This is a genomic window from Stappia taiwanensis, from assembly GCF_014635285.1.
Taxonomy (GTDB): Bacteria; Pseudomonadota; Alphaproteobacteria; order Rhizobiales; family Stappiaceae; genus Stappia; species Stappia taiwanensis.
Map to the genome: position 1 here is coordinate 723,124 of NZ_BMCR01000002.1, position 16,381 is coordinate 739,504.

Here is a 16,381-nt window from a genome sequence, read left to right on the forward strand (position 1 = left end):
CCGATAGCTGTGAACGCCGACCGCCGTTCCCATACCTTGAAAGGATGTGCTAGAAAAATCAGACGCCTGCCTGCACAGGCGGCTTCAGCGATGCCGGACGGGCGCAACTGGTGCAAGTCACCGAATGCCCGACCAGAACGGGTGGATTGGGCCATGACGACCGCCGACAAATCCGGGTTTCGCAACCCCAGCTGGAGCTGTTCGCTGAGGTCCCTGCTCGGCATTGTGATGATCTCGCTGATCGTGATCCTCTCCGGCGTGCTGATTTCCCTCGACTATCAGCGCACCCGCAAGGCCGAGTTGATCGCCGCGGAGCAGGCGATGGGCGCCTTTTCCGAAAGGCTCGCCGACCGGCTCAGCGCCCTGTCGGCCGACACGGTCGCACCGATCGAGCTCATGGCCCAGACCGAGAACGCCTTTCTCGTCCCCCCGCCCGGGCGCATGAGCGACAAGATCGCTGTCCTGCGGGTTGCCATGACACGGTCACCGCAGATCGATGGCCTCTATGCCGGCTATCCCGATGGCAGCTTCATCCATGCGGTCAGCTTGCGTGATGCCGGTTGGCGAGAGACGTTGGCCGCGCCGGAAAAGGCGACGCTTGCAATCCGCACCATCGAAGCCGGAGTGGAAGACAGTCGGCTCGCCTATGTCACCTTCCTCGATGACAGCGGCACGATCATTGGCCGGCGCCCCTTCGACGCAGGCACCTACGATCCCCGCGCGCGCCCCTGGTACCAACAGGCCAGCGCGCAAGGAGGACGCACGATCTCGGTCGGCCCCTACCAGATGGCGACCACCCGTGCCCATGGCATGACCATCGCCCGCGAACACCAGACTGCGGATGGCATCGTCATCGGCGCGGACATCATCCTCGCCACCGTCACCGATTTCCTCGCCGCCGGGCGCCTGACCGAACACACCAACGCCTTCGTCCTCGACGAGGAGTTGGGGATCGCCATTCACGCCGGGCCCGGTTCCTTGCGCCTGGCAAGTGCATTGCCGGACAAGGCGGTCGACGGCTGGTCCGCCAAGGTGCTGGCGCCGCTGGTGGAGGCGGCTGGACCGAAAGACGCCGCGCCGCGCGTTCGCCCCGCCCGCATTTACCAGGTCGAGGACGAGCCGTTCCTCGTCACGGTCGGACCGGAAATCTCCAGTGTTCTGCTCGCTGATCACCGTATTGTCGTCGCCGCCCCGCTCGACGAGTTGCTCGCCAGCGCCAACCGCGACCTTCTGCATGGGGTCCTGATCTCCATCGCCGTGGTGATCGCGGCCATCCTGTTCGCGCTCGCGCTGGCGCGCTGGATTTCCCGCTCCCTGCAAATCCTGACCCTCGGCGCGCACCGGATGCAGAGCCTCGACTTTTCCCAGCCGATCGACGCCACTTCGCGCGTCACCGAGATTTCCACCCTGGGCGGCGCCATCAACCGGGCGCAGGACGCGATCTTCACCTTCGCCCTTTATGTGCCGAAGGAGTTCGTGCGCAAGGGCATCGAGGCCGGCTATTTCAAGGGACGTTCCGCTCGCCGGCAGGAGGTGACGGCGATGTTCTCCGACATCTACGATTTCACAACCATCAGCGAGAACCTCTCCCCCGAAGAGGTCGTCGAAATGCTGTCGGGCTATTTCGATGTGTTCGACGCCGCCGTCAGTGCCCATGGCGGCACCATCATCCAGTTCCTCGGCGATTCCGTCTATGCCATGTGGAATGCCCCGCTTGCCGACGAGGATCATGCACTGCATGCCTGCCTCTGCGTGCTCGACATCGAGCAGCGGCTGGTCGCCTTCAACGCGGAGCAGCGCCGCAAGGGGCTGCCGGAGTTCCGCACCCGCTACGGCATCCACTCCGGCCCGGCGGTCGTCGGCAGCGTCGGCGCCACCGAACGCCTGCAATACACGGCGATGGGCGACACCATCAACGTTGCCTCGCGCCTGGAAGGCACCAACAAGGTGTTCGGCACCTCCGCCCTCACCAGCGCGGCGGTGGTGGAGCGCTGCGGCAGCGCGATCCGGTTCCGCCCCCTGGGCAGCACCCAGGTGAAGGGCCGGGCCGAACCCTTGGATGTGTTTGAGCTCGTTGGCGAGGCCGGCGACGGCGCAACGCCGGGGGTGGAGCCGGGAACAACGACCGCTGCCCAGGGCCGAGAGGCCGCTTACCGAGGTTGACCTGAACGGTCGCCACCTTCGCGCTGGTCAGTCCGGTTTATCCCAAAGCGGAGCGGACGCCACTTCGACGCAGGGCACGGAGCGGGATCGGTAGAGCCGCTGCAGGGTGCCGATCATGTCCTGGAACGACTTGTCGAATTCCACACACGTCTTGTCCGTCGGCCGCAGATAGGTTGAGCGCCCTTTTCGCTCGCTCGTCAGAAAGCCTGCGGCCTCCAGCTCCCGCACCTTGCGGTGGACGGTGGACAGCGGCAGGTCGAGCACGCCGGCCAGCGCCGAGAGATCATAAAGCCGCCGCTGGTTTTCCCCGACGATCACCGTGCGGATGATCAGCGCATCGAGCGGCCCGCCCCACATACCGGTCTCGATGGCATAGAACCGGTTCAGGCACTCGATTATCTGGGTTTGCACGATGCGCCGCAGTTCCTCCTCCGCGCCTTGCGGGAACTTCTGCCGGATATTCATTGGCGCTGCCGCTGCATGTCTTTCCCCTCCCCCGCGCCTCGCGCAGACCTTGTCATTTTGCACAAGGCTACCGGCTCCTTTCCAGAATGGGAACATCCGAAGCTCGGGGCGTTATGTCGCATGCTATTGGAAACATGGAGCGAACTGCTCCACGGCGAATGACCTCACTGTCCCATGGCCAATGATAAAGGCACGCCAAAGGCACCGGGAACGGCGCGAGGCGGAGGAGAAAAGCATGACGAAACACATACTTGTAGTTGGCGGCGGCATCGGCGGAACGATGACCGCGAACAGCATTGTTGCCAAGCTCTACCCGGAGATTTCCCGGGGCGAGGTCAAGGTCAGCATGTTGTCGGATTCCCCCTGGCATTACTACAAGCCGGCCTTCATGTATGTGGCCTTCGACATGTTCTTCGAGGGCGAGTTGCGGCGCAAGCAACGCACGCTGCTGCGCCCGGAGATCGATTTCAACGTCGACAAGGTGGTGGAGTTCGACTTTGCCGGCTCGCGGGTGAAGACCGCCAGCGGCAAGACCGTCGGCTATGACTATATCGTCGTGTCGACCGGCTGCCTGCCTGCTCCCGAGCGCATTCCCGGCCTCAAGGAAGGCGGCGACTACTTCTACCAGTACGACCCGGCGCGCCAGCTTGCCGAGAAGCTGCGCAACTTCGAGAAGGGCCGGATCTTCATCACCGTGAATTTCCCGAAGACGCCGAACGTGCCGCACCAGTGCGGCATCGCGCCGATGGAAACCACGCTGATGGTCGACGAGTATCTGCGCCGCAAGGGCGTGCGCGATCAGGTGGAGATCGTCTACACCTACCCGACCGTCTCCCAGCTTCTGCGCAACTGCCTGTTCCTCCAGCAGGAGGTCTGCGAAGTGCTGCCGCCGGTTTTCGAGAGCAAGGGCATCAAGTATCAGCGCGGCTTCACGCTGGAGTCCGTCGATCCGGGCAAGAAGATCGCCGTGTCGGAAGAGGGCAAGGAAGAGGAATTCGACATCCTCATGTGCACCCCGCCGATCCGCGCCGTCGATGCGGTGATCGAGAGCGGCATCTCCGAAGCGCCGAACAACGAAGGCTGGCTTCCCACCGACCGGCAGACCCTGCAGCTCGAAGGCCACCCCAACGCCTACATCATGGGCGACACGGTCGACCTGCCGATCAGCAAGGCCGGCGGTTCCTGCCACAACCAGTGCCCGGTGATCGCCAACAACATCGCCGGCGACTTGCGTCTCGGCCACACGGTCGATGCCTATGACGGCCGCGTCCAGGCGGTCGCCCAGATGGGTCTCGAGCTGGGTATGCCGCTCTGGTACGACTACGACGAGGATGTGCATCCGACCCCGCCGACCAAGGTCGGAGGACTGCTTCGCAAGGCATTCAATAGAGGAATCTACTGGTCCGTCGCTCGCGGCATCATCTGATTTCGGCACGGATCACCGACAACCTCTGGGAAGGAAACACCAATGAGCACATCCACCACTGACATGCCCGAAGCCGCCGCCACCGAACCGCTGGTGGAGCGCCTCGCGCAAACTTCCACCCTGATGGACGAAGCGACCGAAAAGGGTCTTGCGGACCTTCTGGAAAAGGTCGCGCCGCTGCTTCAGGCCGGCCGGTTCCACAACGTGATCGACCTTTTGTCGCTGGCCTCGGATGCGGTCGACATGGCCGATGACGCCATGATCCAGAAGCTGATGAAGGCCTATGAGGAAGGCATCGGCGCGGCTTGGTCGCTCAGCAATGCCGCCCGCTACGCCCAGGCGGAGGCCGCCACCCTGCCGGTGCCGACCCTGTTCGGCCTGCTGCGCGCGGCCGGCGACGAGGACGTGCGCCGCGGCCTGCATTTCGCGCTGCGCTTCCTCGCCGTGCTCGGCAGCCGGATGAAGGACGACGGCGAAGCATGACCGGCGACGCGGACCTTGCCGCACTCTATCAGGACAGGGTGCGGCACTGGGCCGCCAGGGCACGCAACGATCGCCGGCTTTCGCCTGCGGACCTCACCGTCACGAAGAAAAGCCCCATCTGCGGCAGCGCCCTGACACTTGATGTCAGGGCGCAAGGCCGGACGATCCAGGAACTGGGCTACCGGGTGCGCGCCTGCACCTTGGGAATGGCCTCGGCCGCGGTGGTGGTTGCCACCGCCCCGGGGCGACCGGTGGAAGAGACCCTTGCCGCCGAACAGAGGCTGCGAGAGCTGCTGGCCGGCGAGGACACCCGCTTCCCCGCCCCCTGGGAGGCGCTTGAGATGTTCGTGGCCGCCCGCGATTTCCCGACCCGGCACGGCTCGATCCTGTTGCCGTTCGAGGCGCTGGCGGAGGCCTTCAGCGCCCCCACGCCCGCCTGAGACGCCGCCTCAGGCGGCCTTTTCCCGGATGCCCGCCGGATTGCCCTTCACCGCGCTGGCCCGCAGATCATGCGGATCGAGCTGGCGGATCACCGCCAGATCCTCCGCCGTCGGCGTCGCGGTCTCATGAAGATCCGGCGCCCGCAACAGCTCGAAACCGGTGTTCGCGGCCACCTCGTCGAAACTCACGCCCGGATGCAGCGAGCGCACGCGCGGCGCGTGGTCCGGCCCGCCGAAATCCATCACGCAAAGCGGCGTGATGACCAGGCCGATCCGGATGTCCGGCCGCCGCGCGCCCTCCGGCCAGAGCCGGTCGTTGAAGCCGGCGCTGCACACCACATCCACTTCCCCCGGCACGAAGGTACGCCGGTCATGGCTCGTCACCAGCATGGAGTTACGGTGGTTGATGCTGTTGCCGGGAAAGCCGCGCACGCCGAGCATCTGTACCTTGGGCTTTTGGAAGTCGCCAAGGCAGGAAATGTTGGCCTGGGCGAAGCGGTCGATCTGCACCGGCGTCACCATTGCGTGCCGGCGGCCGGACCAGAGGCATTCAAATACTCGTCCGTAGGGAAACCAGCCGGAATGGCCGGGCCGATCCTCCGGCGCGCAGCCGAGCGGCACAGGCTCTTCCACCGCGAAGGCCTCGCCATCGCTTAAGAGCAGCCGGTCGTTCAGCCGGAGCCTGGCGAGGCCGGCAGCGATCCGGGGCAGCGTACCGATGCCGTTCGCCATCACCTCCCCGTCCTCCGCCCAAGCCCGGGCGGCGGCGGTGATCATCAGCTCGGCGAGGGTGAAAGTCTCAGCGTGGATCATGACGGCACCTCACAGATTGGGGATCGACAGGTTGCGGATCGCCTCGGCGCCGCCCACCCGTTCCAGATAGCTCGGCTCGTCCGCGCCAACGTAATCCCGCATGTAGGCCTCCCATCCCCCGTCCTGGCGCGCGCCGTCGCAGTAAGCCTTCAGATGCGGCATGTCCCAGCCATAGGCGTCATGAGCGGTGGTGGGATGGGCACCGAGCGGGGCCGCCACCACCGTTTCCACCACGGAGCGGTCGAACAGGCTCTTTTGCGCCATGTGGGAATGGGTGAGGTCGAGCCGGTCGTGGACCTCCTCCGCCGACACGATCACCCGGCCGGCGGCACGGGCGATCAGATCGTCGAAATAAGGATCGCGCCCGTCGGTCTGCACATTGCCCCTCCGGTCGGCGCGGTTGACGTGGATCAGCGAAATGTCCGGCTTCAGCGCCGGCATCGCCACCAGCACATCCTCCGCATCATAGGGAGAGGTGACCAGGCGCAGCTCCGGATTGTGCGTCAGCACATCGGTGCCAAGGCCAATCCGGGTCGGTGCGAAGGGCACCCCTTCGGCCGCCGCCCTGAGGCCCAGCAGGAACATGCCCTCATCGAGTTCCATCACCTCGACCGCCCCGGCCTCCCGCGCCTTGCGGAAATAGGGTTCGAGCGGGATCCGGTCGAGGGAAACGAAGCCGTAGATCACCTTGCGCACCTTGCCGGCGGCGCAGAGCATGCCCACCTCCGGCCCGCCATAGGCGACCAGCGTCAGATCCGTCAGATCCGAGCGCAGGATCTCCCGCACCAAGGCCATTGGCTTGCGCCGCGCGCCCCAGCCGCCGACGCCGATGACCATCCCGTCATGCAGACTGCGGACGGCCTCGCGAAGGTTTTTCTGTTTGTCCATGTGATGAACCCGTAGTCGCTGTTGCCGTTCGGCAGAAAGGATTTCCGCCCACTCGCCATGAGCCTAGAGCGGCAACCGGCCGCTCTCATCGTCCGACAGGACGACACCGGGCGGCAAATTTTCTAAAGGAACGCATAGCGCTGGAGCGTATCGGCGACGCATGCCGGCTTGTCGCCGCCCTCGACCTCGATCACCATGCGCACCATGGTCTGGACCCCGTTCTTGCCGATCGGCTTGGCATCAACCAACTCGCCACTGGCGCGGATGCGTGCGCCCACCGGCACCGGCGCGGGAAACCGCACCCGGTCGAGGCCGTAGTTCACCCCCCAGTCGAGATTGTCCGGCAGGAACAGATCCGGCAGGAACAGGTTCGTCAGCGACAGGGACAGGAACCCATGGGCGATGGTCCGGCCGAACGGCCCCGTTGCGGCGCGCTGCGGATCCACATGCAGCCACTGGAAATCCCCGGTTGCCTGCGCGAACAGGTTGATACGCTCCTGATCGATGGTCAACCAGTCGCTGGGACCGAGCGTGCGGCCGATTGCGCCGATTGCCTCATCGGCGGAACGAAAACGGAAGGTCATGCGGGCGCTCTCCCCTCAGGCGTGTTGACTGGACACGGAGACCACCTCGCCCACCATGTAGGAGGCGTAGTCGCTGGCCAGGAACATGATGACATTGGCCACTTCCCAGACCTCGGCGGCCCGGCCGAAGGCCTCCCGCTGCGCCAGTTCCTTCAACACCTCTTCCGGTGCGGAGCGCTTCAGGAAGTCATGCATGGCGATGGAGGGGGAGACCGCGTTGACGCGAATGCCGTAATCCGCCGCCTCAAGCGCGCTGCACCGGGTCAACGCCATCACGCCCGCCTTGGCGGCGGCGTAATGCGCCTGCCCCTTTTGCGCCCGCCAACCGAGTACCGAGGCGTTGTTGACGATGGTGCCGCGCCGGCGGGGCATCATCGCCCGCAGCGCCGCCCGCGTCATGCGGAATGTGCCGTTCAGCGTCACGTCGAGCACCCGGTGCCACTCCTCGTCAGTCATCTCGACAATCGGCTTGACGCCGCCGAGGCCTGCGTTGTTGACCAGAACGTCAATGCCCTCCATCGCCGCCTCGGCCGCACCGACCAGCGCCTGCACCTGATCCTCATTGGTGACATCGGCGAGGTGCCCGGTCACCGGGGTCTCCGGCGCGATCTCCTTCAGCGCGGCAACGGCCTCATCGAGCCGGCGCGGATGAATGTCCGAGATCATCAGCGCCCGCGCCCCTTCCTCCACCGCGCGGCGGGCAGTGGCAAAGCCGATCCCCTGCCCGGCGGCGGCGGTGATCAGCACCGACTGCCCTTTTAGCAGCCCATGGCCGGGCACGTAGGGCGGGCATTGAGAGGAGGGGCGTGCGGAAGACGGGCTTGCGGAGAATGTGTCAGCGTCCATGTCGGCTCATCCTTGCCTTGTTCGAGAAATCGGCGGTGCGGCCATCGGCGACAAAGGCATCGCGGGCCGCCTGGGAATCCGCCATCAGATAGGCCTGTGCGGTGAAGCCCTGCTCCCAGCGGTACTGCGCCTCAAGATCCGCCGCCTCCACCCCGTTGAGCGCCTCCTTGGCCAGCGCGATCATCGCCGGGCTCTTGGCGGCGATTTTCGCCGCAAGCACTCGTGCCGCACCGGCGAGCTCCGCCCGGGGCAGCACTGCCTCGATACCACCGAAGCGGAAGGCCTCCGCCGCGCTCACCGGATCGCCGGTGAAATACATCTGCCGCACCTTTTGCAGCGGAAACAGGCGCTGAAGATGCGCGCCGCCGCCCAGCGCGCCGCGATCCACCTCCGGCACGCCGAAACTGGCGCAGTCCGAGGCGAGCACGATATCCGCCCCGCCGCAGATACCGATCCCGCCGCCGAGCACGAAACCATGGGCGGCGGCGATCACCGGCACCCGGCCGCGATGAATGGCGCGGAAGGTATCGTAGTTGCCCCGGTTGACGTCGATGATCCGCTCCGGATGCCGCTGCAGTTCCTTGATGTCGACCCCGGCGCAGAACCCGCGCCCTTCGGCGCGGATGATCAGCACCCGAACCTCCGGATCTGCGTTCATGTCGTCCACCGCCCGCGCCAGCGCGGCCCAGCCGGCGCTGTCGAAGGCGTTGACCGGCGGTCGGTTCAGGACGATTTCGCCGATATGATCGCTGACATCGACGGAAAATGGCGCGCTCATGCCCGTGCTCCCTGTTTCACCGTTTCGCGGTCGCTGCCCGGCAAATGCCGCAGGACGGCCAGACGCTCTTCCGCCTCCCGAACGATGCGGGCGATCAGTGCGTCGCAACTCTCCAGCTCGCCGATCAGCGCCGCCACCTGACCGGACGGCAACAGCCCGCCCCGCGTGTCGCCGCTCACCAGCCCCTGTTCCACCAGGCGCGGCAGGTTCGGGGCCATGACGGTGGCGGCAAACCCCGCCTCATCGGCCTTCAGCGCGCGCAGGGCCAGCCGCACCATGCCGGCGTAGCTCATGCCTTGCGCCCTTCCCCAGGACAGGCTGTGCCGCAGGCTGGCAAGGAACCGCGCCGGCCCGCGCATTCCCTCCATGCGGCGCAGCTCCTCATTGTCGATGAACCGCTGCGGCAGACCATCGACCGCCTTCGACACCCGAATGGCCGCCGGATCGCCGGTCTTCAGGTAGCGTTCCAGCGTTGCCGGATGCACCGGACTGTCGGAGGTCAAAAGGAAGCGGGTGCCCATGGCGATGCCATCCGCGCCCCAGGCAAGCGCGGCGGCCAGCCCGCGCCCGTCGTAGAACCCGCCGGCGGCCACCACCGGCACATCGACCGCATCGAGCACCTGCGGCAGGAGAAGGGAGGTCGGCACCGATCCGGTATGCCCGCCGCCCTCACCGCCCTGAACGGTGATGATGCTGGCGCCAAGTTCCACCGCCCGGACGGCATGTTTCACCGCCCCGACCGTCGGCATGCACTCGATCCCGGCATCGCGGAACCGGCCGATGGTCGCCGCATCCGGGCCGCGCCCATAGCTCACCGCCCGGACCCGGTGCAAAAGGATCGCCTCGATCACCTCTTCCGCGTTGGGCTGGAACATGTGGAAGTTGACGCCGAACGGGCCATCCGTTGCCGCCTTGACCGCCGCAATGGCCGCGTCGATCCCCCCCGGCGGGATCGACGCGGCGGCAAGAAAGCCGAACCCGCCGGCGTTGGTCGTCGCCGCGACCAGCTTTGGGTCGGCCACCCAGCCCATCGCCGTCTGCACCACCGGATGCCGGCATCCGAGCGCCCGTGTCAGGGGCGTTTCAAGCCCGTTGCCTGTCATCTCCACCGCCTCATTTCCTCGTTCCCCCCAAGCGTTTTCGTCGCCGCACCTGTCCAGCCGCGACGGCTAGTTGAAGACCCGGCCGCCATTCACCACCAGCGTCTGACCGGTGATGCAGCGGGCCTTGTCGCTGGCCAGGAACACGGCGGCATTGGCAATGTCCTCCGGCTCGCAGAGTTCGCCGAGCGGGATCGCATCCCGGGCCCGCTCATAGGCGGCCCGGGGGATGCGCTGCATCGCCCGGGTGTTGGTTGGACCGGGGCAGATCGCATTGACGGTCACCTTGTGCGGGCCAAGCTCCCGGGCGAGCGCACGGGTGAAGCCCAGAACGCCGGACTTGGCCGCCGCGTAATCAACCGTGCCGATGTCGCCATTGAGGGCGGAATCCGAGGAGATCGACACGATCCGCCCCTGTTTGCGCGCCCGCATTCCCGGCACCACCTGACGCGAGCAATGCAAGGTCGCGCCGAGGGAAATGCCGACAACGAAATCCAGCGTCTCGCCTTCCGCCAGATAGAACTCGGAGTATTTCTCCCGCGCCGTCTGGCCGAGATTGTTGATCAGCGTATGCACCGGCCCGAACTCCCCCTCGATCCGGGCAAAGCTGGCGGTGACATGCGCGCGGTCGAGCAGATCGCCTTCAATCGCCAGAACGCGCCCGCCCTTTGCCCGCGCCTCCTCCGCGGTCGCTGCCAGCGCCTCGCCATCCCGGTCGAGGATCGCCAGATCGGCCCCCTCCGCCGCGAAGCCAAGAACGATCGACCGGCCGATGCCATGTGCCGCGCCGGTCACCGCGACCACCTTGCCCGTGAAATCCCCCGTCATCTCTCTCCCTTTCCCTTGATCACTGGTGTGGCAACGCGGGCGGGCCAGAGCGCAAGGCCCTGGCTGCCGCCGCACCGCCGCAAGATGAAAAACCGCTAGCGCGTACCGCTCTGGGTCTGGCCGCGCGGCTCACGCGGCATGCGGAGCCCTTGTTCTGAAATGATGTTCAACTGGATCTCGTTGGTGCCGCCGTAGATCGTCTCCGCTCGGCTGAACAGGTACATCTGCTGCAAGCGGGCAATCTCCGGCTCGGGCGCATGAACGGCAGCCTCCGGCCCCAGCACGTCCATGGCCAGTTCCCCCAGCGAACGGTGCCAATTGGACCACTCGTATTTGTAGCCAAGCGCCTCGGGCCCCGCCTCGCCGCGTTCGACCGCGCCCAGCACCCGCAAGGCCCCATGGCGCATCGCCCGCAAGCCGGCCCAGGCCCGCCCCAACGCCTCGGCATGATCCATCGGTTCGCGCGCCTGACGCGCCAGCGCGACCACCGCCTCCAGTTCCCGCGCAAACCCCATCTGCTGGCCGAGGGTCGAGATGCCGCGTTCAAAGCCGAGGAGCGCCATGGCAATGGCCCAGCCCTCGCCCGGTGCCCCGACCGCGTCCTCCGCCCTGGCCACCGCCCCGTCGAAGAAGACCTCGTTGAACTCGCATGCGCCGTTGATCTGCCGGATCGGACGGATGTCGATGCCCGGCTGGTCGAGCGGCATCAACAGGAGGATCAACCCGTCGCGGCCGGTCGCGCCCTCCTCGGCCCGGGCCAGCACAAAGATCCAGTCGGACAGATGCGCCAGCGACGTCCAGGTCTTCTGCCCGTGGACGATCCAGTTGCCGCTTTCCGGATCGCGGCGCGCCCGGGTGCGCAAGGCAGCCAGATCCGACCCCGCCCCCGGTTCGGAATATCCTTGCGCCCAGAAGGTGGAGCCTTGCAGGATCCCCGGCAGAAAGCGCGCCTTCTGGTCCTCCGTCCCGAAGGCGGCGAGCGTCGGCGCCAGCAGCCCTTCGCCGATGTGGCCCATCCGCCCTGGTCCGCCGGCCCGGGCATATTCCTCGTTGAAGATCACCTGATCGCCGACCGACATGCCGCGCCCGCCGAGCGCCTCTGACAGCCCCAGGCCGACCCAGCCGCCCTCGGCCAGACGTTGTTCCCAGGCCTTGCGCAGCTCCGGGAGGGCATCGCCATCGCCGGCTCCACCGCGCCCGCGCAGCGGCTCGAACTCTCCTGTGAGGTTTTCCGCCATCCACCCGGCCACGGCTCGGCGCAGCCCCGTCTCCGCCTCACTTGCAGGGCCGCTGACGGGAAGCGCGGAAAGCCGCCCGTCGATCAGATCGAGACCGATCTGCCGAAAGGCCGCGACAGGACCACCAGACAGCGCCCGCATGGCGGTGGCGCGCTTGAAGAACAGATGCGGCGCGTATTCAAAGGTCATGCCGACACCGCCATGAAGCTGGATCGCCTCGGCGCTGACGGCGAACAGCTCCTCGCAGGCCAGCGCCTGGGCGGCACGGGCCTCGGTCTCCGCCACACCATCTGTTGCCGGCGCGTGCGCGGACCGGTCGAAGCCCGCCGCCGCCCCGTCGATCAGCGCATCCAGCCGGTTCAGCCGCACGTAGAGATCGGCCATCCGATGCTTGATCGCCTGATAGGAAGCGATGCTGCGGCCGAACTGGCGGCGCTCGGCGATATATTCAAGGGTCAACGTGAAGGCGCCCCGCGCGGCGCCGGTCATCTCGGCGGCGAGCACCAGCCGCGCCCGGTCGATGGCAGCGCGGCAGCGCCCGGCAAACGCGGTGCCCCGGTCGAGTACCGCACTTGCGGGAAGGCGCAGATCCTTCAGCTCCAGAACGCCCACCGGCTGGGTCGCATCCATGGGCGCGCAAAGCTGCCGATGCCCCGACACCGTCTCGCCCTCCAGCGCGATCAGCAGCCGTTCACCGGCGCAGAGCGCCGGCACCAACACCAGATCCGCCTCCATCAGATCCGGGATCGAGCCGCTTTGCCCTTCCAGGACATAGCCGTCCCCGGACTGTTCGGCCCAGAACACGGGCGCGTCCCAGCAGTCCCCGGCACCATGGCCGCCGTGGGCGAGCACGGCGCGCGCGGTACCGCTCGCAAGTCGCGCCAGCCATGCATCACGGCACAGACCGGGCGCAGCCGCCATCAGAACCTGCCCGGCCAGCGCCACCGTGGAGACGAAGGGCACCGGCGCCAGCACCTTCCCCAACTCACGCCCAACCGTGACCAGCGCGCGCATGTCGACACCAAGACCGCCGCAAGCCTCCGGCAACCCGATGGCGGTGAACTGCAGCTCCTCGGCAATCCCCTGCCACAGCTCGCAAGCCTTCCCGCCATCCGACACCCGGAAGGCCGGCTCCAGCCCGCCGGCACGCTCCAGAAAGCGGGCCAGCGCATCGCGGATCATCATGTGTTCGTCGGTGGGTAGCGCGTCCATCGGTCGTCCCGGATCTGTCCTGTTCTGCCTTCCATCAGCCACGCCGAGCGCGGTGCCGCATCGTCCAAATGCAGGATGGAGGCTCGATACGCGGCGCGCAATCCACCGGCGCGACAATCCTTGCGCGCAGCCGCCGCGCCTCTCGAACGCAAAAGGGCCGCCCGGAGGCGGCCCGTGGTCTCGATTTCACAAGAGAGCGTGCTTCAATCGCACTTGGCCCGTTCGGTCAGCCCATCCTCGCGCGGGGCAAAGGCGTTCTTGACCACCACCAGCGTTTTCGACGAGGGCAGGAAATGGGTTTCGCTGCTGGCAGAAAAGGTTCCGAGCATGTTGTCCATCGAGGCCGCATTCGCCTCGAGCCAGGCAGCGACCTTGTCGCCGTCGGTCGAGCCCGCCCCCTCGATCGCCGCCTTCACGATGAAGGGCTCGATGTAATAGGGAATGATGGAGGAACTGCCGCCAAGCCGCTCCAGATCACTCACCGTCTCCTTGGCGCGCTTGTCGAACCGGGCATAGGCGGAGGCTCCGACCGGATCCCCCTCGCAATAGGTCATGCCGACGAATTGCACGCTGTTGACCCCCTCGAAGGCCTCCTGCCCAAGGATCTTGGCATTGCCGACGGAGAAGTTGGTCATGGTCAGACTGCCGAACACCGGCACGTCCCAGCCGATTTCATCCCGGTTTTGCAGGAACTTGCGCGCGTCGTCGCCAAGCGAATTGATGATCAGCACGGCCTCCGCGCCGCTGGAGCGCAGCGAGAAGAGCTGCGGGGTCATGTCTTCAGTGCGAAAGGCGAACTCCTGCACCTCGACCGGCTCCAGCTCACGGGACTTCAGGTAGCGGATCATCTCCGCGACCGCATCCTTCGACATGCCGCCATTGTCGGAGATGATCGCCAGCTTGGTCAGCCCCAGCACGTCGATCGCATAATCGATGTTGGGGATCATCTGAGCCAGACCGGTCGGCGAGTTGGAGAAATGATAGGGCGCGGCCTGCGGCGTCAGCGTTGCCGAGGAGGCGGCGGTGATCTGCGGCAGGTTCGCCGCCGTCGTCACTGCGGTGACCGGGATCACCTCCTGGCTGGTCACCGGGCCGACCATCGCCTCGATCCCTTCATTCTCGATCAGGCGCCGGGCCTCGCCCAAGGCATGGGTCGGATCCGTCAGGGTATCGGCGAGAATGAATTCCACCGGACGGCCGGCAATCCCCCCTTGGGCGTTGATGTCTTCCACCGCCATGCGCCAACCGATTTCCGCCACCTTGCCGATCGAGGCGCCGTTGCCGGTCAGCGAGACCATCCCGCCGAGCTTCAGCGGCTCCTGCGCGCCGGCCTGCGTCGATGCCAGGCCGAACGCCATCGCGGCGCACAGTCCCAGCCACTTTCTGTTCCGATCCATGAATCTCCTCCTCCTTCAGGCCTCTGGTCTTGTCTTCTTGTTCCAGTCCTCGTCTCGCGGCACGCCCCCTCCCGGGCCTCAGGCTTCCGCCATTTTTCGCGCCGCGATTTCTTCCCGCAAAAGCGTTTTTTGCACCTTTCCCTGCGCGCTCATCGGCAACGAGGTCCGGATCTCCACCGCGCGCGGGCACTTGAAATTCGCCATGTTGTCCCTCGCCCAGGCGATGATCTCCTCCTCGCTGGCGGTCTTGCCCGGGCGCAGAATGACAAACGCCCGCCCCACCTCGCCGAGCCGCTCATCGGGCACGCCGATCACCGAAACCACGCCAATGGCCGGATGGCCGCTGAGAATGCGTTCGATTTCCGCCGGATAGCAGTTGAACCCGCCGGTGATGTACATGTCCTTCAGCCGATCCTCGATCCGCAGGTTTCCTTGCGCGTCGAAGACCCCGATGTCGCCCGGTCTCCATGGTGGCCGCCGGATCCTCGAAATAGCCCTTCATCACCATGTCGCCGCGGATCACCACCTCGCCCGGCTGGCCGGCGGCCAAGAGCGCGCCATCCGCGCCCATGATCCGGACCTCGGTATCGGGCATCGCCTTGCCGGCGGTGCTGGCGATCACCGCATCCGGATCGGTGTAGGAGCACATGGTGCCAAAGCCGCCGCACTCGGTCAGGCCGTAGCCGCTGACCACCCCCTCAAAGCCGAGATCCTCGCGCATGCGCCGGACGAGAACTTCCGGCACCACCGCCCCGCCGGTCACGCCAAGGCGCAGGCTGCGTGTGTCGAACTCCGCCCGCTGCGGATGCTGCAACATGCCGTGAAAGATCGCCGGCGGTCCGGGAATGACGGTGATGCCGCTGTCCTGCACCCGCTGTAGGATCTCGCCCGCGTCATAGGTCAGGTGCGGGATCAGCACCGCGCCGCGCATCATCGACACGATGGCGCCGCAGCGATAGCCGAAGGCATGAAAGAACGGCGGAATGATCAGCACCCGGTCATGCTCACGCACCCCGACCCGGCTCGCCCAGCCATCGATGCCGCGCAGACACTGGCGATGGGCGTACATCACCCCCTTAGGATAGCCCGTGGTGCCGGAGGTGAACAGCATGTCGCACAAATCGTCCGGGCCGACCTCGGCCTCGCGCGCGGCCAGCTCCGCGTCGCTGACGCTGTCGCCTGCGGCAAGAAACTCCGCCCAGTCGCGATCCCCGCCGCGCGGCCCTTCAAGCACGACCACCTGACGCAGCAGCGCCCGCGTTTCCTGTTGCAACTGGTCGGGATAGTAGCGGTCGAGAAACGTGCCCACCGAGAACAGCAGGGATGTGCCGCTGCGTGTCACCAGATCGGCGATTTCCCCCCCCTTGAAGCGGGTGCTGGCCGGCACCAGTACGGCGCCGGCGCTGACAAGACCGAGCGCGGTCACGAACCAGCGCCAGCCGTTCGGCGCCCAGATCATCACCCGATCGCCCTTTTCCACCCCCGCTGCGATCATCGCCTTGGCCATCCGCCGGCGCAGGGCATCGAGCTCGATGAAGGAGAGGCAGAGGTCCCCATCCTCGACCGCCCGCCGCTCGCCATAAACTTCGGCGGCCCGCGCGCACAGGGCCGGGATCGTGGAAAAGCTCCAGTTGTCGTCTTCAGTAATCATCTGGCTACCTGTTCGGGGCCGGCGGCTTCAGCACCGCCGGCCTTGGAATTGCGTAAAACAAATTACGAG

Annotated in this window: 16 protein-coding genes; 4 read left to right on the forward strand and 12 right to left on the reverse strand. The window is 66.5% G+C overall.

All coding sequences use genetic code 11. The annotated features are described in order from the left end of the window. Window positions 1-153: 153 nt before the first annotated feature. Window positions 154-2,163 (forward strand): adenylate/guanylate cyclase domain-containing protein, encoded by a 2,010-nt coding sequence (locus IEV83_RS07135; RefSeq protein ID WP_181759510.1) that lies wholly within the window; start codon window positions 154-156, stop codon window positions 2,161-2,163. Between the two features lie 27 nt (window positions 2,164-2,190). Here IEV83_RS07135 and IEV83_RS07140 read toward each other — a convergent pair whose 3' ends face one another. Continuing rightward, the gene (locus IEV83_RS07140) at window positions 2,191-2,628 is read right to left on the reverse strand and encodes a winged helix-turn-helix domain-containing protein (protein ID WP_181759511.1); all 438 of its coding nucleotides are present in this window, start codon (window positions 2,626-2,628) and stop codon (window positions 2,191-2,193) included. 235 nt (window positions 2,629-2,863) lie between these two features. On the opposite strand from IEV83_RS07140, the gene IEV83_RS07145 reads away from it, so the two are divergent. From IEV83_RS07145 to IEV83_RS07155, 3 genes are read left to right on the forward strand one after another with little or no spacing between them, the layout of a single operon-like run. After that, window positions 2,864-4,054 carry an NAD(P)/FAD-dependent oxidoreductase gene (locus IEV83_RS07145; RefSeq protein WP_181759512.1) on the forward strand — a complete coding sequence of 397 codons (1,191 nt, stop codon included), beginning with the start codon at window positions 2,864-2,866 and terminating at the stop codon, window positions 4,052-4,054. A 42-nt stretch (window positions 4,055-4,096) separates the two neighbouring features. Next, window positions 4,097-4,537, forward strand: coding sequence for a DUF1641 domain-containing protein (locus tag IEV83_RS07150; RefSeq protein WP_181759513.1), 441 nt, complete (start codon window positions 4,097-4,099; stop codon window positions 4,535-4,537). Further along, window positions 4,534-4,977, forward strand: coding sequence for an iron-sulfur cluster assembly scaffold protein (locus IEV83_RS07155; RefSeq protein WP_181759514.1), 444 nt, complete (start codon window positions 4,534-4,536; stop codon window positions 4,975-4,977). The genes IEV83_RS07150 and IEV83_RS07155 overlap by 4 nt, the downstream gene beginning before the upstream one ends. A 9-nt stretch (window positions 4,978-4,986) precedes the next feature. On the opposite strand, the gene IEV83_RS07160 is transcribed toward IEV83_RS07155, so the two are convergent. The 11 genes from IEV83_RS07160 to IEV83_RS07205 all read right to left on the reverse strand — a co-directional run bounded on the left by IEV83_RS07160 (window position 4,987) and on the right by IEV83_RS07205 (window position 16,312). After that, window positions 4,987-5,790 (reverse strand): CoA-transferase subunit beta, encoded by an 804-nt coding sequence (locus IEV83_RS07160; protein ID WP_181759515.1) that lies wholly within the window; start codon window positions 5,788-5,790, stop codon window positions 4,987-4,989. A 9-nt stretch (window positions 5,791-5,799) separates the two neighbouring features. Further along, complete coding sequence (locus IEV83_RS07165; RefSeq protein ID WP_181759516.1) at window positions 5,800-6,678, reverse strand: CoA transferase subunit A; 879 nt, start codon at window positions 6,676-6,678, stop codon at window positions 5,800-5,802. A gap of 122 nt (window positions 6,679-6,800) precedes the next feature. Then, on the reverse strand, window positions 6,801-7,262 hold the full coding sequence (locus IEV83_RS07170; protein WP_181759517.1) for a MaoC family dehydratase: 462 nt from the start codon (window positions 7,260-7,262) through the stop codon (window positions 6,801-6,803). A gap of 15 nt (window positions 7,263-7,277) precedes the next feature. Continuing rightward, complete coding sequence (locus IEV83_RS07175) at window positions 7,278-8,108, reverse strand: SDR family oxidoreductase (RefSeq protein WP_181759518.1); 831 nt, start codon at window positions 8,106-8,108, stop codon at window positions 7,278-7,280. Beyond that, the gene (locus IEV83_RS07180) at window positions 8,098-8,886 is read right to left on the reverse strand and encodes an enoyl-CoA hydratase family protein (protein WP_181759519.1); all 789 of its coding nucleotides are present in this window, start codon (window positions 8,884-8,886) and stop codon (window positions 8,098-8,100) included. The genes IEV83_RS07175 and IEV83_RS07180 overlap by 11 nt, the downstream gene beginning before the upstream one ends. Continuing rightward, on the reverse strand, window positions 8,883-9,989 hold the full coding sequence (locus IEV83_RS07185; protein WP_188478587.1) for an NAD(P)H-dependent flavin oxidoreductase: 1,107 nt from the start codon (window positions 9,987-9,989) through the stop codon (window positions 8,883-8,885). The genes IEV83_RS07180 and IEV83_RS07185 overlap by 4 nt, the downstream gene beginning before the upstream one ends. A 66-nt stretch (window positions 9,990-10,055) precedes the next feature. Then, window positions 10,056-10,814 (reverse strand): SDR family NAD(P)-dependent oxidoreductase, encoded by a 759-nt coding sequence (locus IEV83_RS07190; protein WP_181761901.1) that lies wholly within the window; start codon window positions 10,812-10,814, stop codon window positions 10,056-10,058. Window positions 10,815-10,909: 95 nt separating this feature from the next. After that, window positions 10,910-13,264, reverse strand: coding sequence for an acyl-CoA dehydrogenase family protein (locus tag IEV83_RS07195; RefSeq protein WP_181761902.1), 2,355 nt, complete (start codon window positions 13,262-13,264; stop codon window positions 10,910-10,912). Window positions 13,265-13,467: 203 nt separating this feature from the next. Beyond that, a complete protein-coding gene (locus IEV83_RS07200; protein WP_181761903.1) occupies window positions 13,468-14,661 on the reverse strand; it encodes an ABC transporter substrate-binding protein in 1,194 nt (397 codons plus the stop codon). 78 nt (window positions 14,662-14,739) lie between these two features. Then, window positions 14,740-15,060, reverse strand: coding sequence for an AMP-binding enzyme (locus IEV83_RS20050; protein WP_209003012.1), 321 nt, complete (start codon window positions 15,058-15,060; stop codon window positions 14,740-14,742). Next, window positions 14,957-16,312, reverse strand: a complete 1,356-nt coding sequence (locus IEV83_RS07205) for an AMP-binding protein (RefSeq protein WP_209003013.1) — start codon at window positions 16,310-16,312, stop codon at window positions 14,957-14,959. The genes IEV83_RS20050 and IEV83_RS07205 overlap by 104 nt, the downstream gene beginning before the upstream one ends. Window positions 16,313-16,381 lie beyond the last annotated feature (69 nt).